The organism is Neorhizobium sp. LMR1-1-1.1 (assembly GCF_040675795.1).
GTDB lineage: Bacteria > Pseudomonadota > Alphaproteobacteria > Rhizobiales > Rhizobiaceae > Neorhizobium > Neorhizobium cellulosilyticum.
Genome location: NZ_JBEGHE010000017.1, coordinates 83,010 through 100,422, shown reverse-complemented (window position 1 = coordinate 100,422; position 17,413 = coordinate 83,010). Strand labels below are relative to the sequence as shown.

Genomic DNA, 17,413 nt, shown 5'->3' with positions numbered 1-17,413 from the left:
AATCTATTTTGAGGCGCCCAGCAACCCTTCGTATGGACCGGACGCCTCGGAATTTGATCGGACCGCCTCAGCTTGCCTTACCTATATAGGGCCGGGCCTCGTTTGCTATGGCCCATTCCTCGTTGGTGGCGATAACGGCCGCAGCGGTCCTGCTGCCGGAAGCGCTGATCACGCCGCAACGTCCGCCGAACATCTGGCCATTGGCTTCGTCGTCCAGCGTGATGCCGAGCACCCTGAGCCGGGCGATCGTCTTGCGGCGTACGAAGGCTGAGTTTTCGCCGATACCACCGGTAAACACGATTGCGTCGAGACGAAGCAGGGACGTGGCAAGACCGCCGATATAACGGGCGAGGCGATGGACCATTGCATCGAGTGCAAGAATCGCACCCTCATGACCTTCAGCCGCAGCACTTTCCAGCGTCCGGCAATCGTTGGAGAGGCCGGAAAGGCCAAGCAGGCCGCTCTTGCGGTTGAGCAGGGTGTCGAGTTCATCGATAGAGAGCTTATCCTGTCGGGCAATGTGGAATATTGCGCCGGGATCGATATCGCCGGAACGGGTGCCCATGACGAGGCCTTCAAGCGGTGTGAGACCCATCGACGTATCGACGCTTTCGCCGTTCAGGACGGCGGTTGCCGAAGAACCGTTGCCGAGATGGGCAATCAGGAGGCCATGATCGCTGGGGTCAAGGCCCAGCAGTTCAACCGCTTCCTTCGCAACAAAGCCGTGGCTGGTGCCGTGGAAGCCGTAACGGCGGACGCCGGCATCACGATAGGTCTGCGGAATGGCATAGGCATGTGCGGCTTGTGGGATGGTCATGTGGAAGGACGTGTCAAACACCGCCACATGCGGCACCCAGCCGAGCACTTCCATGGCGACACGCACGCCAAGCACGTTTGCCGGGTTATGCAGCGGAGCGAGATAGGAGAGGGTCTCGATCTCGTCGAGAACTTCGGTATCGAGGCGGATTGCCTTGGTAAAACGCTCGCCGCCATGCACGATCCGGTGTCCGACGGCACCGATCGCGTCCAGCAGATCTCGTTCCTTCAGGCTGTCCATCAGTCGGCGCAGCGCTGCGTCATGGCTGCCGCCATCAAGCGCGATCGTCACTTTCGCATCGTTTTCCTTGAGGATCAGTGAGCTTTCCGGCTGTCCGAGATTTTTGGCAAGGCCTGAAACGGCTGCCGTACGGCCTTCACCGGCAAACAGGCTGAACTTCAGCGACGAGCTGCCGCAATTGATGATGAGAACGTGTGACTGATCTTTGGCCATTCATGTAATCCCCTGGCGGGGCGTGCCGTATAGGCACGGTTCCTCATCGCAACGGCCGTCGCCGCTCGCGCCTGTCCTGTTGATATCGATTTCAATATTGCTGCGGGTTGCGTGACCAGCTTTGGCTACAGCCCGTTCCCCCAAAATTGTCGAGGCGTGGGCACCCACCAGATGCCCACGCCTTTGCGAAGCCGAAGCTTCACAGGGGTGTCTCAGAACGCTTCGACGCAAAGCGCGATGCCCATGCCGCCGCCGATGCACAGCGTTGCGAGACCCTTCTTGGCGTTGCGGGCTTTGAGTGCATGCAGCAGCGTGACGAGGACGCGTGCACCGGAAGCGCCGATCGGATGGCCGATGGCGATTGCGCCGCCATTGACATTGACCTTGGCCGGATCCCAGCCTAGATCGCGGTTGACCGATAGCGCCTGTGCCGCAAACGCCTCATTGGCCTCGATCAGATCGAGATCGTTGATTGTCCAGCCGGCCCGTTCCAGCGCCTTGCGCGAGGCGGGGATAGGACCGGTGCCCATGATGGCCGCATCGACACCCATCGTTGCAAACGAGGCGATCCGGGCAAGCGGGGTGAGACCACGGCGAGCAGCTTCCTCTTCGCGCATCAGCACCACGGCGGCAGCACCGTCGTTGAGGCCAGAGGCATTGCCCGCCGTCACCGTGCCGTCCTTCTTGAAGGCGGGCGTGAGCCCGGCCAGAACGTCGAGCGTCGTGGCGCGCGGGTTCTCGTCGGTATCGACAATGATGTCACCCCTGCGGCCCTTGATCGTCACCGGCACGATCTCTGACTTGAACCGGCCTTCGGCGATTGCGGCTGCAGCCTTGGTCTGCGAGGCAAGTGCAAAGGCATCCTGTGCTTCACGGGTCAATGCATATTTGGCTGCTACGTTTTCGGCGGTGATGCCCATGTGGTAGTCGTTGAACGCATCCCACAATCCATCGCGGATCATCGTGTCGACGAACTCGGCCGGGCCCATCTTGATGCCGGTGCGCAACACGGCGGCATGCGGGGCAAGGCTCATGTTTTCCTGGCCACCGGCCACCACCACATCGGCATCTCCGGCAAGGATCGACTGGGCGCCGAGTGCGACCGCACGCAGGCCCGAACCGCAGACCTGGTTGATGGTGAGTGCCGTGGCGCTCATCGGAATGCCTGCGGCAACGGCTGCCTGGCGGGCGGTGTTCTGGCCCTGACCGGCGCTCAGCACATGGCCGAGCACGACATCGGAAACGGCGGAGGCTTCAAGCTTGGCCCGTTCGAGAGCTTCGCGGATGACGATCGAGCCAAGCTGGCTTGCGGGAAGGGTGGAAAGCCCACCCATGAACTTGCCGATCGCAGTGCGGGCGGCAGAAACAATTACGATGTTGGTCATGGTTTTTCCAATCCTGCCGCATGAATTCGTGACCTTCCGGCCTTCATCCGCAGCGAAAGAGAGAAGATGGCGCAGGAGATCCGCGCCTCGACATTACGGTGGCTCGATGAGAGCCGGAATGACGCGGGAGGGACGACGGAGGAGGATACGCCCCTCCCGCAAACCGATAGTTCAGGCCGCGATGCCCATCACGCCTGGAACCTTCGGTATTAACAGTGTGGCTTCCGACGCTGCGACAACCTGATCGACTGTCACGCCGGGAGCAGTTTCCAGAAGCACAAGCCCTTCCTCGGTCGGCTGGATCACGGCCATTTCCGTGACGACCAGATCGACACGGCGAACGGAGGTGAGGGGCAGCGTGCACTTCTTGATGATCTTCGGAGCGCCCTTGGCCGTGTGGGTCATGGCAACGATCACACGCTTGGCACCCGAAACGAGGTCCATCGCGCCGCCCATGCCCGGCACCATTTTGCCCGGCACCATCCAGTTGGCGAGCTGGCCTTCTTCATCCACCTGCAATCCGCCGAGAACCGTCACATCGAGATGGCCGCCGCGGATCAGTGCGAACGACAAGGCGCTGTCGAAGGCGCAGGCCCCGGGTAGGGCACCGATCGGAGAGCCGCCGGCATCGGTGAGGTCAGCTCCGGCAAGACCCGGATCAGGCAGGGCGCTCATGCCGATAATGCCGTTTTCCGACTGGAAGGAGATGCCAGCATCGGAGGGCAGGTAGTTTGCAACCATGGTCGGCAGGCCGATCCCGAGATTGACAAGATCGCCGCGCTTCAGTTCCAGCGCGACGCGCCGGGCGATGATTTCTTTCTCGTTCATTTCTCGGCTCCCTTCGCGACGATCACGTCGACAAGCACATGCGGGGTAACAACGGCATCGGGCTCGATGCAGCCGATGGGGACGATCTCGTTCGGTTCGGCAATCACCAGCTCAGCGGCCAGCGCCATCAGCGGGTTGAAGTTACGCGATGTCAGCGAATAACGCAGGTTGCCGGAATAGTCGGCGCTACGGGCGGAGATCAGCGCGATATCGGCCTTGATGGCCTCCTCCACCAGATAGGTCGTGCCGTTCAGTTCGACGGTCTTTTTGCCCTCGCCTGCCGTTGTGCCGACACCCGTTGGCGTCAACACGCCGCCAAGTCCGGAACCGCCGGCACGCACGCGCTCGGCCAGCGTCCCTTGCGGAACGAGATCGACCTCGAGTTCGCCCGCGATCATCAGTTTCTGGGTCTGCGGGTTGGTGCCGATATGGCTGGCAATCACCTTCTTCACCAGACCGGCATCGATCAGCTTGCCGATGCCGACACCGGGGCGGGCCGTATCATTGGCGATCACGGTGAGGTTCTTCTTGCCCTGGCGGACCAGTTCGTCGATCAGCAGTGGCGGGGTGCCCGCGCCCATGAAACCGCCGATCATCAATACCGCGCCATCCGGGATCTGCTCGACTGCAGCTGCGACGCTACTTACTTTTGACATGGATCTTTCCTCTTCGGGGGAGGCGGGGCAGCCCGCAAGAGTTCAGGCTGCCCGCACCTTTGGCGCCTTAGTTCTTGGCCGGAATGTCCATCGCGAGAAGCGCGGAGGCCAGGCATTTACCGTGTGCATCAAGGGCAAGCGAGCGAGTTACGCCGCCGCCGAGAGCATCCTGCATGACGAAGTTGAGTGCGCCGAGCGTCGGGATTTCGTAACGAACGACGTCGCCGTTGACGATGCCCTTGAAATGCGCCCTGACCCGTTCGGGCGTGACGTATTCGCGGACCCGTTCGTAGTCCTTCTGGTCATAGACGATGACGGAGATGTTGGAGATGTTGCCCTTGTCGCCGGTGCGGGAATGGGCGATGTCGAAGAGTTTCATAGCCTTAAGCCTCCAGATATTCGATGACGGGAACGACCTTGTCGCGCGGGAAAAGCGCGGAAAGCATCGCAACCACCTGCTTGGCCGATTTCGTGGCGCCACCACCGCTGGCAGGGCCATTGGTGTAGAGTGTCTCGACTTCATTGCCGATGCGCACGGCTTCCTTCATGCTGTCGCAACGGCCGGTGACACGGACACGAACCTCGGTCGGTTCAGGAGCAGGGGCCAGAACGTCAGCGTGGATCGAGTTGACGCCGATCAGATCGAAGCGCAGCTCGTTGGCCTTGACGCCGGTGATCTTGAGCCTTTCCCTGACGATATCGAGAGCCAGCTGGGCACGCGCCAGCGCACCGGGACCAGCATAGGAAATCTGGCCTTCGCCCATGTAGCCGTCGTTATAGCCGACCGAAACCTTGAAGGTGTCAGTGCGGGCACGACCGGTTACGCCACCGACCTTGATGCGGTTGGGAGCTATTTCGGTAAAGGTGATCTGCGAGAAGTCGGCAGTCACATCCGGCGTCAGGTAGGTCTTGGGATCATGAACCTCATAGAGGATCTGTTCCTTGCAGGTGTGCTCGGTGACCTTGCCACCCGAACCCTCGACTTTGGTGATGACGATCGCGCCGTCTTCGGAAACTTCCGCGATCGGGAAGCCGAGGCGTGCGAGGTCGGCAACGTCCTTCTTGCCGGGTTCGGCGTAATAACCGCCGGTGACCTGACCGCCGCATTCCAAGAGGTGGCCGACGGCCGTGCCCTTGCCGATCTTGTCCCAATCGTCCTGCGACCAGCCGAATTCATGGATCTGCGGGGCTAGGAACATCGACGGATCGGCGACGCGACCGGTGATGATGACATCGGCACCGTTGGTAAGTGCCTCGACCATGGGGGCGGCACCCACATAGGCGTTGGCGGAGACGAGCACGCTGGCCATGCCGGAAGCCGGAGCGCCGGTTTCAAGAATATTGGTGTCGCTGACCTTGAGGGCTTCGACGACATCATCCCCGGAGATTGCTGCGATCTTGAGCTTGCCGAGACCCAGACGGGCGGCAATTTCGCGAACCTTGGCAGCGCCGGCCTGCGGATTTGCAGCGCCCATATTGGTGATGATCTTGATGCCGTTCTTCTTGCAGATCGGCAGCACGGCCTCGAAACGTTCGACCAGCAGCGGGTCATAACCCTTTGTCGGGTCGTTCAGCTTGGCGTTCTGGGCGATCGCGATGGTGCGCTCTGCCAGGCATTCGAAAACGAGGTAGTTGATGTTGCCTTTTTCGGCGAGTTCCACCGCCGGCTCGATGCGATCGCCGGAATATCCGGCTCCGGATCCGATGCGAATAGTACGCATTATTGTAACTCCTTATTTCAAATCAGGTGGGCGCGGCTCATCCGAACGGGGATGGGATGACACCCAGGATCACTGCGGTAATGGTCATCAGGACCGTGGCAGCGAAGAGGAATGGAATTGCCAGTTTCTGGTGTTCACCGAGGCTGACGCCGGTAAGGCCCATGATCAGGAAGGTGGCGGGCGTCAGCGGGCTGACGGGGAAGCCGGTGGTCATCTGGCCGAGAATGGAGGCCTGGGCGACGTGGATCGGGTCACCGCCGAAGCTGTGATAGACATTTGCCAGAACCGGCATGACACCGAAGTAGTAGGAGTCGGGGTCGAACAGCAGGCTGAGCGGCATCGACAGGATACCGGTGATGAAGGGAATGGCCTGTGCATGGTCCGCCGGGACGTAGGTTGCGCCGGCTGCGGCCATCGCCTTGATCATGCCTGTACCGCCCATGATGCCGGTGAAGGCGCCAGCGGCGAAGAGGATGGAGGCCATCATCAGCGCGGCTTTTGCATGGGCATCGACGCGAGCCTTCTGGTCCTTGACCTTGGGATAGTTGATCATCAGGGCAAGCACGGTACCGATCATGAACATCGGAGCGGCATCGACATAACCCGAGATCATCGTACCGAGGATCGCAAGCGCCAGAAGAATGTTGACCCAGAAGAGATGAGGACGACGGATTTCCTTTTCGGCATCGGTGAGTTCGCGCTTGTAGGCGCCTTCCGAACCTTCGCCGGTTGCAGCAACCGTGGCGCCAGCACCAAGGCCAAGGCGACGTTCCTCGCGCTTACCCATGTACCAGGCTGTGGCGAAGACGAATACCAGACCAACAATCTGCACGACAAAGAGCGGTGTGAAGATCGACGATACCGGAACATTCAGTGCAGCCGAAGCGCGCAGAACCGGACCTGTCCAGGGCAGGAAGTTGACACCGGCAGCCAGAGCCACGACGAGTGCCAGAATTCGGCGTTGCATGCCCAGACGGTCGTAGAGAGGCAGCATGGCTGGAATGGTGATGAGGAAGGTGACCGCGCCGGAACCGTCGAGATGGATGATCAGGGCGAGCAATGCCGAGCCGACGACGATGCGGGTCGGCTTTAACCCGACGGCTTTCAGAATGCGGTCGATGATCGGGTCCATCATGCCGGCGTCAGTCAAGACACCGAAGAAAACGATCGCAAAGACAAACATGGCTGCCGTCGGCGCGATGTTTTTGACGCCACTGACGATGAATGTTGCTGTTTCTGCACCGAACCCACCAATCAGCGATGCGATGATCGGGATCACGATGAGGGCAACCAATGGTGACAGCTTGTTCGTCAATATAACTGTCAACAGAACAAGGATTGTCACTAATCCAAGAATAGCTATCATATCTGCTCTCTCCCCAGTAACGCTAAAATTAGGAAGCGTTTACTTTTGAATTTGAAATGTATTTCCTCAGAAAGGGCTCCTTTTGTTTCTGATAAGCACAAATGATCGAGTGCAATCCATGTCGAGATTGCCTCAAAAAAACTGATCTGAATTTGCTTTTCACTTCGAAGGAAGCGCCTGAAAACTTTGTGGCAGAGATGTGACGTTTAAAGAATTGAATTTATTGGATCACTGTAATTAGCAAACGTAATGACAAGAGAGATTTCTAGAAAACGTCATATTATCAACCGGTTGCCTGCGTCATTGAGATGGATCCAAGCGCGTGTGGATCAAAATGTTGACGTTTTGTCGCATATTTCGGGCTATGCAACGTCGCCTTAGTATTGGCTTCGGCTAGTTTCGGCCTGAATTGTATCGGGGCTGGAGAAGCCTTCGATCGGGTTTGTTGCGTTTATAGATAGTGGATCACCTCTCGACGGACTGCCGCACGTGGGGCAAGTCCTGTTGCATATCCGTTCGCGCTTCCGAATTTTGACAAAGCTCTAACCCGGCACTGTGGGTGCAGCTATCGCGCAGGTTCATCAAGCGAGCAGAAACTCAGGCTTCAAGGAACAACCTATTCCATGCCGATGAACTGTCGGCCTCACGCCTGCCCTCTCAGTATCAGGCAGAGAGCAGTGGCATATTCGAATGTCTGATTTGTTGGACGAGTGGTTCAGGTGATCGGGGCAGGTCTAGGCGCCTTGCACCAGAATGAGTTTTGTTCGATTTCGGCCAGCGAGTTTGGCGTCGTAAAGTAATCTGTCGGCCTGCTTGTAAAGCTCGGCGAAGCCCGCATCTTCATCTGGTCGGGAGTTTGTCATGCCCATGCTGGCGGTGACCGCTTGCCCAAGTTCCGGTAGCGCAGTTGCGACTGCGGCAGTAATTGCCTGGCGCCGACGTTCCGCCCGTAGCTGGGCGTCTTCACCGCGTACGAGAAGCACGAACTCCTCGCCGCCCAGACGAAATGCACGAATCTGAGGGTCGGCCTGCAGGGTCTCGGCCACCGCTTTCAGAACCTCGTCGCCGATCCCATGACCGTAAACGTCGTTGATTTTCTTGAAATGGTCGAGATCAAGTACGGCAAGCGCGCGATATCCCTCGGCACGATACGTTTCGAAATTCTGTTCTATTGCCCTTCGGTTGAGCAGCCCCGTCAGTGCGTCGGATTCCGACAGGCGCTCGAAGACATCCGCCTCGAAGCGTGCGCTGTCTCTCTGGCGCCGGATCGCCATGAAGCGATCGGCAACCCCCAAGGTGGTGAACAAAACCTCGCATGCGCATCCCATATAGAAGAGCAGCATGGCATCATTGCTCTCCAGCCAAGGAGTGATACCGGTAACCAGCCGCACCGATCCGGCCAAGATCACGGGTATGTAGCCAAGCGCCTGGAATTTGGCGGCACGGCTGCCTCGCATCAAGGCGTCGGCAACTGACAGTAAGAAAATGACGAGAATCGGCGCAAAAGCCGCCGTATAGAGCGTCGACTGAATAGGGCGCGCTACGAAAGGAAATGCAGCGTGAGAGATGCTCAGCAACATTGCCCAGCCTGCGCAATAAAGCAACGCTCGGCGCAGGATGGGATGCATACGTCCGGGTTCGATGAAACTATGCGTAAACATAGCCCCGGATGCCACCGTAAAACCGAAAATGATCGTCGTCATCCAGCTTAGCGTCATCGCCGGCAGGTCGAAGAGAACCGCTGCAAGTCCAGACGAGACCAATATCGTCAGCAGAAGCGAGATGGTCAGCGTGGAATGCCACAATACAAAAGGCTCGTTCAAGATCCTGTAGAAAGCAGCGTTGAAAATGAGCGGCATGGAAAGCATGCCGGCAAGGATGGCAAGAAGCAGAAATGATCGTAGAAGATTGCCACTCAACGGGAGGTCGGATTGTGACAGATACGCTCGCTCCAGCGTCATCCGATGGCTTGGCAGATCAAATGCAGCTATGACGTGTTGCGTGTTGCGCGTGACTTCAGGCAACGATGCCTTGAAATACCCGCCACGAAGGGAATTCGACAGGTCACCTGAGGAAAATGAACTCTGGCGTGTCGCGCCATCCCGGTCGATCACCAACAGATGAACGGCCTGAAGTGCGCTTCTCCTGGAGAACAGATAGCGGGGAAGCGTATCGTCGGGCCCGATTTCGAAGCGCAGAACCACCCTTTCGCCCTCGAGCGAATAGGTCTGATCCCCGCAAATCCAATGCTCAAGCGATCCTGCAAGTTCGACCATGTCGCTCGATAATCCGCTCGAGGTCCAGCAGGAGCTAACAATTTTTGAAGGTTCTTCCGCACGCAAAGGATTGGCAACCAGATAGACCAGCACCGCCAAGCCTAACATTGCTATAAAGAATGACTTTTGAATTCTGTCCCTCAGCATCTCTCGACGCTATACGCCAAACATTGCAATGAAGTTACACCAGTTGTGTGTGTTCTTGCCTATGCTAGGTGCCTTGCCGGCCGCACCTGCGAGATTTTCGCGGCCGGCTGACCGCATCCACATTTGCATAAGCCAACCAGTCTGTGTTCATGTCAGGCGCCATACTTTATCGCTTGCGGCTGACCGTTCTTAAGTTTCAGATCACGATGCAGCGGTGACCGCCATGGCCGCCCCCTTGAACATGCCGGATGCTCCGAGCAGAGAGATATTGGTTGACGATGCTTCCACCGTTCAGCCACAAGCGACCGACTGAAGGATGGAAATTTTATGATCGAGTCCGTTTCCAGAACCACCCTCATTGGCTCGGATAGCAGGCTTGAAGCCCGAGACGTCACGTTGGTTTATGGCGACCGGACCATTTCGCGCGATCTGCGTTTCAAGGTTCCGGACGGTCTCTTCACCGTCATCGTTGGCCCCAATGCCTGCGGCAAGTCCACGCTTTTAAGAGCGCTCGCCCGGATCATCCGGCCGAATGCCGGTCATGTCGTGCTCGACGGCAAAGAGATCGAACGCATCCCGGCCCGCGATGTCGCCCGCACGCTCGGTCTTCTGCCGCAGAGTTCGGTGGCGCCTGACGGGATCACGGTTGCCGATCTCGTGGCTCGCGGCCGTTATCCACACCAGTCTTTTCTGCAGCGCTGGAGCCAAGCGGACGAGGACGCAGTCTCATGGGCGATGCGCACCGCACGGGTGGAGGAGCTTGCCGAGCGCGCCGTTGACGAGCTTTCCGGCGGGCAGCGCCAGCGTGTGTGGATCGCCATGGTGCTTGCACAGGAAACACCGCTTCTGCTGCTCGACGAACCTACGACGTTTCTCGACATCGCCCATCAGATCGAACTTCTCAATCTTCTGCGCGATCTGAACCGCCGGCAGGGCAACACTGTCGTTGCGGTTCTGCATGATCTCAACCAGGCCTGCCGTTATGCGGATCACATCGTTGCCATGCGCGACGGAAACATTGTCGCGGAAGGAAATCCGCGCAGCATCATGACCGCGGAGCTTGTGAAGTCTGTTTTCGGGCTTGCGGCTATCGTTATCGACGATCCGGTGACCGGCGATCCGATGGTCGTGCCGCTCGATGAGATGGCAACGTCGGCGTGATCTTGCTGTCAGCGCTGTTTTGATCGCGTGAGCAGCCACAAAAGATAGAGGCCGCCGACAAGGCCGGTCGTCCGCCCGATGGGCAGGACAATATCTGCGGCAATGTACTGGGTCACAAGATCGGCGATGACCAGAAGGAAAGCCCCCATGGCTGCGGCGCTGAAGACCGGCATTCCGCGCGAGGCGGTCAAACGTGCCGCAAGCTGCGGTGCCGCCAGCGCCAGGAAGGCGATCGGTCCCGCCGCACCGGTGGCGACGCCGGCGAGAAGAACGGCGCAGGCAATCATGGCGAACCGCGTCCGCTCTATATTGACGCCCAGCTGTCGGGCCAGATCATCGCCCATCTCGATCATCCGCAGCCGTGTTGCGGCAAGGCCGACCAGCGGAATGAGCAGAAGCGCCCCGCCAATCACCGTCGATGCGTGATCCCAGTTGCGGGCATCGAGCGAACCGGCAAGCCAGAGATTGGCGGCGATCGCATTGTCGAGGTCGCCCTTTACCAGCATCAGCCCGTTGAGGGCATTGAGAGTCGCACCCGCGCCGATGCCGATCAGGACCAGGCGATAACCGCCGGTCACTCCCTGCCGGAATGACAGGAGATAAACGAAGGTTGCCGTTATCAGTCCGCCGAGCATGGCCGACAGCGCCACGGCAAGCGGGCCTTCACCGAAAATGACGATCTGTAGCAGCGCGCCTGTCGCGGCCCCGGTGGTGAAGCCGATCACATCCGGCGAGCCGAGCGCGTTGCGGGACACGGACTGGAATACGGCACCCGATACGCCGAGAGATGCGCCGGCAAAGATCGCAACGAGCAGGCGCGGCAGGCGCAGGTTGATGACGACCTGTTGTCGCATGCCGCTCTCTCCATATCCGAATAGCGTTGCCACGACCTCCATGAAGGGAACCGAGACGCGCCCGAGCGTGATGGCGAAAAGTGCGGCGAGGAGTGTGAGAACCGTCAGGCAGAGCGTGATCGCGATCGGGCGGACGGCGATGGCAAAGGACATGCGCCGGCTGCGCCAGACAAGCCGGCGAGCCGTGCCGGTGGAACTGGAGGCAGATGCGCGGCTCATAGTTTCGATATCCGGTGGCGACGCACGAGCGTGATGAAGAACGGTCCACCCATCAGCGCCACCATGATGCCGACGCCGACTTCTCCGGGTGGTGCGATGATCCGCCCAAGCGCGTCGGCGCTGACTGTCAGGAGGGCGGCAATGGTCATGGCGTAGGGCAGCAGCCAGCGGTGACCGGGCCCGGTCATCAGCCGGGCGATATGCGGCGCGGTGAGGCCGATGAAGCCGATCGGACCCGCGGCCGCCGTCGCCGCGCCGGAAAGAATGATCACGGCAAGCGCCGAAAGGCTCCAGACATGCAGCGGATTGCCGCCGAGCGCCTTGGCGAGGTCCGCACCAAGGGCTGCCGTGTCCAAGGCCCTGGTCAGGGTGAGCGCGATCAGGATACCGACCGACGAGAGGGCGAGAGCAGGCACAAGAACCGCATAACCGCGGCCCTGAAGCGATCCGACGGACCAGTTGCGAAACTGATCAAAAACCTGTTCGTCGCTGTTGACCAGAACGATCTGGGTCAGCGACAGAAGAACGACGGAAAGCGCGGCACCTGCCAAGACGACACGCACCGGATCGCCGTTTTGCCCGAGATTGCCGAGCAGATAGACGGCCGCTCCGGCAAATGCGGCCCCGGCGATACCGAAGGCCATATAGGCCGTCACATCGGTTATGCCCAATACGGCAATCGCGCCCGTGACCGCCATCGCTGCCCCGGCATTGATGCCGAGAATGCCGGGATCGGACAAGGGATTGCGGGTCAGTGCCTGCATGATCGTGCCGGCCGCCCCGAGCGCTGCGCCGACCAAGATGGCAAGCAGCGTGCGGGGAATACGCAGCAGCCGAACCAGAAGATGATCGCTGTCGGCGGGATCGAAATGGGTAATCGCGTTCCAGGTGGTGGCAAGCGGGATGGGCCGGGCGCCAGCGACGATGCCGAATACGACCGCGGCGAGAACCAGCACGAAGAGCGCGCAGAGCCCGGCCGTCAGGCGGCTGTCACGTGTGCGGGTTGCCGCTGCCATACGTTTCGGGCCGCTTCGCAAGACCTCAGTCTCCGAACCTGGAGACGATGCCGTCGACGATTTCCTTGCCGCTGTAATAGTCGATACGGAAGGAATGGATACCTAGTCCAAAGACCTGGCCGTTCTTCACTGAAGGCAGGTTGGCAAGCACGGGATCGTTGCGGAAAGCTGCCGCCTTGCTGTCATCCACGCGCAGGAGGAATGTTGTTTCGGCCTTCAGATCCACCAGGCGCTCGTAGTCGGCCCAGACGAAATCGTCGCGGCTTGCCGCCTGCGTGTGCCATGCTGGATCCGGAGCCTCGATGTCGAAGCCGAGGGCTGTGAGAAGGGATGCATGCGGACCGCCCGGTCGCCCGATCGGATTGCTCTGGCCGGCTCCGTTGAAGCTGATGATATTGGCCTTGCCGGCTGGGATCTTGATCCTGGCTCTGGCTGCCGCAACATAGGCGTCGAAATCGGCGATCGATGCGGCGGCCTCTTCCTCCAGCCCCGTTGCTTTAGCCAGTTCGGTTGCAAGTTCCTGCCAGGAAAGGGCGCCGTCATCGACGAGAATGGTCGGTGCGACCTGCCGGAATGCGGCAATCTGATCCTTCGTCGAGCCTGCGCCGCTTGCCGTCACGATGATGAGATCGGGTTCGGTGGCATAGACGGCTTCCAGATCGACCTTGCCGGCTGGCCAGGCATTGTCGACGTTTTTCTCCTTGGCGACCTTTTCCCACTGGGCGAAAAACTGGCCGTTGGCAGCCGAGCCGCTTGCGACAACCGGAGCCTTGATCGCCAGAAGCGTGCCCGTCAGCGTCACCGAGGTCGAGAGAATGCGTTTCGGCTTGGCGGGTATTTCCGTCTGGCTGCCATCGACATTGGTGAAGATGCGCGGCCAAGTCTCTGCGGCGGAGTCCTGCGACCAGAATAGGAGCGACGCAATCGCTGCTGTAGCGATCCGCGCCGCGAATCGGCTGGTTGTCGCAATCCTCATGGCTGCATTCTCCGCTGACGGCGTGGGAAGGGCAGGGGCCGTGCCGTCCGCTCGCAGCCCGTGCGGGCGGCACCATTAGCATCGCTGACCGGCACCCGCTACCAAAACATGAGCGCATCGGGCAAGATTGTTCGGGCTGCGTCGTTCAGCCCTCGCCCTGACCTGTCTGACGCCGCAGTGACGAAGGTGGAAAGCCGAAATGCTTGCGGAAGGCGGTCGTGAAGTTCGACAGATGCACGTAACCCGCCTCGTAGGCGATATCGGAAATGCTGCGATTGCTGAAGAGAAGCGCCTGGCGCGCCTCGGTCAGCCAGCGGTTGCGGATGAACTCGTTGAGGGAGCAATGATGCGCCTTGCGCACCAGCCGCTGCAGCGTCGCCTGGCTGGCACCGAGTTCGTTCGCCATCTCCGCGACGGCCAGTTCCTGAGCTGAGTGGCGATCGATATACTGCACCAGCGCATAGATGCGCTGCTGTTCTGCTGCCGTCAGGTTCGTCGGCGGCATCACAGCATCGGGATTGGAGCCGAAGGCGGCAGTCAGTGCCTCATAGACTATGGCAAGCGTGTGGCTTTCCAGAAGCACAGCCGAAAACGGCGGCTTGCGGGCTGCGATATCGAACATCTGCCGGGCCAGGAATTCCACCTTGCGATTGGGCTGCCATTGCCAGAATCCGGGATCTGCGCCCAGAAGCGCCTGGAATGTGTCTGGAGACTCGCTCGTCTCTGAAAAGCGCTGCAGCCATTCGCGCGACATGCCGATGACCATCTTGTCGAGATACTGGCCCTTGCGTGCCCGCCGCCTGAGCCGCGCGCCGTTTTCGTGGGAAACGATGATTGCGGATGATTGCCAGCGTCCCTGCGCCGTGCGTTGCGGCATGGGCATCGGCACCCCGTTCAGCGAGGCCTCGACGAAACCTTCGAGGAAGATCTTGATGCAGACCTGAGCGTCGAGCGCCACTTCCATCTCGAGATCGTCGACCTGCATGCGGCGGCCGAAATTGACGTGGATGCCATCCATCCGCACCTGCCCGACAATACCGCATGCGACAACCGCATCGCCTTGATCGCCGCCATCGAGCACGCGCACGCCGTTCTTGCGCAATTCGCGCCGCGTCAGGACGGGGTTGGGATTGGCGAGCACGGGCGGAAGGGGATCGACGGCACTGTTCACACAGGTCTCCTGCATAAGTTTATGCGTGATTAACGAAAGCGGAGGTTTGCAAGACCACGTATAGGAATACATGAAATATGCACTCAAGAATAGCCGCGACGTGGGACGTCCGGCACTGTTTGCCGTGTGGGGCGCGACAATCGTGCGGAATGAACTGGTTGCCCAGGGGTATGGGAATGAACGGAAATAAGACAATCGCACAGCGGCAGGCAATCGGGCGGCTGACGCGGATCCTGCTGGCAACGACCGTGCTGACGGGCCTTGCGACTGCGGCGCAGGCGCAGGACGGCAGCGACAATCAGGACAGCAGCACGGAACTGGCGCCGATCGTGCTCGAAGGTGCGACCTACGAGACTGAAGGCACGAACAGCTATACGACGAAGGAAATCAGCGTCGGCGACAAGGACACGCGCACCCTGCGCGAAGTGCCGCAGTCGACCACCGTGATGACGCGCGAACGTCTCGACGACGGCAATTTTTCTTCGCTCGATACCGTCATGCGCAAGACGCCGGGCGTTGTGGTTCTGACCAATGACGATGGTCGCTCCAGCCTTTATTCGCGCGGCTTCGAATATGACACGCTCTACATGAACGGCCTTTCGACGCCGGTCTCTTCGATCTACGGCACCCAGCCGGACATGGTTGTGGTCGACCATATCGAAATCCTGCGCGGGCCTTCCGGTCTTTTCGGCGGGGCAGGCGAGCCGGCCGGTGCCGTCAACATGCGCCTCAAGCAGGCTTCCGATCAGTACAGGGCCAGCATCAACACGATCATGAGTTCGTGGGACGGCAAGCGCATCGAGGGTGATGTGACCGGACCTTTGACCAAGTCCGGCCGGGTGCGCGGTCGCCTTGTCGGCGCGCTTTCGACCAAGGACAGTTTCATCGATACCGTCGACAACAAGGTCGGTGTCATCTACGGCACGATCCAGGCCGACATCACCGACAACACGACGGCAACGCTCAGTGTCAATCACACCCGCCGCGACATCACGCCGTTCAACGGCCTGCCGACATTTGCAGATGGGACGCTGATCGATCTACCGCGTTCGACCTATACCGGTGCGGACTGGAACAATTTCGAAAACAACGTCACGCAGTATATCGCCGAACTCGAGCACCGTTTTGATGACGGTGGTCATGCGAAGATTTCGGCGCTCTATTCGCATGTGGACGTCAATTTCCTTTATGCTTACGCGGCAAGTGCCGCATCGCCAACCGGCAATGTATCCGCGACAGCTGGAGGCATTACTGGCGGAACGCGCTGGCTGGCGCGCGACTATCAGCAGGATTCGTTTTCGCTAGATGCCCACATCAGCAAGCCCTTCGAATTTTTTGGCCTTGAAAACAATATAATCGCTGGCGCCGACTATCGTGGTTCGGATGACAGCCTGCGGACGGCAACAGGCCTGATCGCGGGGACGCAGAATATCTACGATTGGAATTCCAACGTCGCAAAGCCGACCGTCAATTTCGGTAGCCCTGCCGAAACGGAGACCGATCAATATGGTATCTATGGCCAGTGGCGCATCAAGCCGATCGACAAGCTGACATTGATCGGGGGTGGCCGCTTCAGCTGGTACGATGCTCAGTCCGGAACCAGTGAGGTCAAGGTCAACGGTGAATTCACTCCCTACGCCGGCATCATTTACGACTTGACAGACCGCTTGTCGGCATATGCCAGCTATACGGAAATCTTCCAACCGCAGTCTTCTCTTGAATACGCGACGAAAGACATTCTCGATCCGCGTACGGGTGAGCAATACGAGATCGGGTTAAAGGCTGAATTGACTGAAGATCTCAATGCTTCACTGGCATGGTTCGATCTGACTGACAAGAATCGCGCGGTTTCAGATACGGATCCGGCCCATAGCGGTTACTATCTTGCTGCAGGTGAAGCGCATATTCGGGGCATTGAGTTCGAGATCAATGGGGAAATCCTGCCCAACTGGGAAGCAATGGCCGGTTACACCTATACAGATACCCAGTTCAAAAACACGACGCGCGCTGCAGGCTCCGAGTTTTACACCCCGGAGCATATGGTTCAGCTCTTTACCAAATACACGTTTGACGGCTCAGGCACCTGGACCGACGGCATCTTCGTTGGCGGTGGCGTGAAATTGTTCTCCTCGTTCCAGAACATTTCACGCACGGCTGCAGGTGGGGCCACCACAATCGAAGCCCCGGGTTACGGTGTGGTCGATTTACAGGCAGGTTACAAGTTCAACGAAAATCTGACGGCGAGCCTGTCAGTCAACAACGTGTTCGACAAGAAATATTACGAACGGGTAGGTGGCACTTCGGTGTTCAACTTCTACGGCGAGCCGCGCAACGTTGTCTTCAAGCTCAACGCGACTTTCTGATCAG

Annotated in this window: 14 protein-coding genes; 2 read left to right on the top strand and 12 right to left on the bottom strand. The window is 59.4% G+C overall.

Annotated features, from left to right (window positions below; genetic code table 11):
- Positions 1-67 precede the first annotated feature (67 nt).
- The 8 genes from MRBLMR1_RS09835 to MRBLMR1_RS09800 all read right to left on the bottom strand — a co-directional run bounded on the left by MRBLMR1_RS09835 (position 68) and on the right by MRBLMR1_RS09800 (position 9,610).
- On the bottom strand, positions 68-1,270 hold the full coding sequence (locus MRBLMR1_RS09835; protein ID WP_500064319.1) for an acetate/propionate family kinase: 1,203 nt from the start codon (positions 1,268-1,270) through the stop codon (positions 68-70).
- Between the two features lie 212 nt (positions 1,271-1,482).
- Positions 1,483-2,655, bottom strand: a complete 1,173-nt coding sequence (locus tag MRBLMR1_RS09830; RefSeq protein ID WP_500064316.1) for an acetyl-CoA C-acetyltransferase — start codon at positions 2,653-2,655, stop codon at positions 1,483-1,485.
- Positions 2,656-2,826: 171 nt separating this feature from the next.
- On the bottom strand, positions 2,827-3,483 hold the full coding sequence (locus tag MRBLMR1_RS09825) for a 3-oxoacid CoA-transferase subunit B (RefSeq protein WP_404945420.1): 657 nt from the start codon (positions 3,481-3,483) through the stop codon (positions 2,827-2,829).
- Positions 3,480-4,139, bottom strand: a complete 660-nt coding sequence (locus tag MRBLMR1_RS09820; RefSeq protein ID WP_404945419.1) for a CoA transferase subunit A — start codon at positions 4,137-4,139, stop codon at positions 3,480-3,482. Before MRBLMR1_RS09820 ends, MRBLMR1_RS09825 begins: the two co-directional genes overlap by 4 nt.
- A gap of 67 nt (positions 4,140-4,206) precedes the next feature.
- The gene (locus MRBLMR1_RS09815) at positions 4,207-4,518 is read right to left on the bottom strand and encodes an AtuA-related protein (RefSeq protein WP_206827816.1); all 312 of its coding nucleotides are present in this window, start codon (positions 4,516-4,518) and stop codon (positions 4,207-4,209) included.
- A gap of 4 nt (positions 4,519-4,522) precedes the next feature.
- Positions 4,523-5,860, bottom strand: a complete 1,338-nt coding sequence (locus tag MRBLMR1_RS09810) for an acyclic terpene utilization AtuA family protein (RefSeq protein WP_500064311.1) — start codon at positions 5,858-5,860, stop codon at positions 4,523-4,525.
- 37 nt (positions 5,861-5,897) lie between these two features.
- Positions 5,898-7,226: a CitMHS family transporter gene (locus tag MRBLMR1_RS09805; protein WP_500064309.1), complete on the bottom strand. Its 1,329-nt coding sequence runs from the start codon at positions 7,224-7,226 to the stop codon at positions 5,898-5,900.
- A gap of 734 nt (positions 7,227-7,960) precedes the next feature.
- Positions 7,961-9,610, bottom strand: a complete 1,650-nt coding sequence (locus MRBLMR1_RS09800; RefSeq protein ID WP_404945523.1) for a GGDEF domain-containing protein — start codon at positions 9,608-9,610, stop codon at positions 7,961-7,963.
- Positions 9,611-9,976: 366 nt separating this feature from the next.
- Between MRBLMR1_RS09800 and MRBLMR1_RS09795 the strand changes: the two genes are divergently transcribed.
- A complete protein-coding gene (locus MRBLMR1_RS09795) occupies positions 9,977-10,810 on the top strand; it encodes an ABC transporter ATP-binding protein (protein ID WP_500064305.1) in 834 nt (277 codons plus the stop codon).
- 8 nt (positions 10,811-10,818) lie between these two features.
- Here the strand turns inward: MRBLMR1_RS09795 and MRBLMR1_RS09790 are convergent, their stop codons facing one another.
- From MRBLMR1_RS09790 to MRBLMR1_RS09775, 4 genes are all read right to left on the bottom strand, one after another.
- On the bottom strand, positions 10,819-11,883 hold the full coding sequence (locus MRBLMR1_RS09790) for a FecCD family ABC transporter permease (protein ID WP_500064303.1): 1,065 nt from the start codon (positions 11,881-11,883) through the stop codon (positions 10,819-10,821).
- The gene (locus MRBLMR1_RS09785) at positions 11,880-12,920 is read right to left on the bottom strand and encodes a FecCD family ABC transporter permease (protein WP_500064300.1); all 1,041 of its coding nucleotides are present in this window, start codon (positions 12,918-12,920) and stop codon (positions 11,880-11,882) included. The genes MRBLMR1_RS09790 and MRBLMR1_RS09785 overlap by 4 nt, the downstream gene beginning before the upstream one ends.
- Before the next feature lie 4 nt (positions 12,921-12,924).
- Positions 12,925-13,875: a Fe2+-enterobactin ABC transporter substrate-binding protein gene (fepB, locus tag MRBLMR1_RS09780; protein ID WP_500064297.1), complete on the bottom strand. Its 951-nt coding sequence runs from the start codon at positions 13,873-13,875 to the stop codon at positions 12,925-12,927.
- A gap of 145 nt (positions 13,876-14,020) precedes the next feature.
- Positions 14,021-15,046, bottom strand: coding sequence for an AraC family transcriptional regulator (locus MRBLMR1_RS09775; protein WP_500064294.1), 1,026 nt, complete (start codon positions 15,044-15,046; stop codon positions 14,021-14,023).
- 176 nt (positions 15,047-15,222) lie between these two features.
- Here MRBLMR1_RS09775 and MRBLMR1_RS09770 point away from each other — a divergent pair, with 176 nt between their 5' ends.
- Positions 15,223-17,409 carry a TonB-dependent siderophore receptor gene (locus MRBLMR1_RS09770; protein WP_500064291.1) on the top strand — a complete coding sequence of 729 codons (2,187 nt, stop codon included), beginning with the start codon at positions 15,223-15,225 and terminating at the stop codon, positions 17,407-17,409.
- Positions 17,410-17,413 lie beyond the last annotated feature (4 nt).

What these genes read in the sequence shown, in the direction of transcription:
- MRBLMR1_RS09835 (WP_500064319.1), bottom strand. Translation starts at nt 1,270, where the DNA reads ATGGCCAAAGATCAGTCACACGTTCTCATCATCAATTGCGGCAGCTCG.
- MRBLMR1_RS09830 (WP_500064316.1), bottom strand. Translation starts at nt 2,655, where the DNA reads ATGACCAACATCGTAATTGTTTCTGCCGCCCGCACTGCGATCGGCAAG.
- MRBLMR1_RS09825 (WP_404945420.1), bottom strand. Translation starts at nt 3,483, where the DNA reads ATGAACGAGAAAGAAATCATCGCCCGGCGCGTCGCGCTGGAACTGAAG.
- MRBLMR1_RS09820 (WP_404945419.1), bottom strand. Translation starts at nt 4,139, where the DNA reads ATGTCAAAAGTAAGTAGCGTCGCAGCTGCAGTCGAGCAGATCCCGGAT.
- MRBLMR1_RS09815 (WP_206827816.1), bottom strand. Translation starts at nt 4,518, where the DNA reads ATGAAACTCTTCGACATCGCCCATTCCCGCACCGGCGACAAGGGCAAC.
- MRBLMR1_RS09810 (WP_500064311.1), bottom strand. Translation starts at nt 5,860, where the DNA reads ATGCGTACTATTCGCATCGGATCCGGAGCCGGATATTCCGGCGATCGC.
- MRBLMR1_RS09805 (WP_500064309.1), bottom strand. Translation starts at nt 7,226, where the DNA reads ATGATAGCTATTCTTGGATTAGTGACAATCCTTGTTCTGTTGACAGTT.
- MRBLMR1_RS09800 (WP_404945523.1), bottom strand. Translation starts at nt 9,610, where the DNA reads ATGTTAGGCTTGGCGGTGCTGGTCTATCTGGTTGCCAATCCTTTGCGT.
- MRBLMR1_RS09795 (WP_500064305.1), top strand. Translation starts at nt 9,977, where the DNA reads ATGATCGAGTCCGTTTCCAGAACCACCCTCATTGGCTCGGATAGCAGG.
- MRBLMR1_RS09790 (WP_500064303.1), bottom strand. Translation starts at nt 11,883, where the DNA reads ATGAGCCGCGCATCTGCCTCCAGTTCCACCGGCACGGCTCGCCGGCTT.
- fepB (WP_500064297.1), bottom strand. Translation starts at nt 13,875, where the DNA reads ATGAGGATTGCGACAACCAGCCGATTCGCGGCGCGGATCGCTACAGCA.
- MRBLMR1_RS09770 (WP_500064291.1), top strand. Translation starts at nt 15,223, where the DNA reads ATGAACGGAAATAAGACAATCGCACAGCGGCAGGCAATCGGGCGGCTG.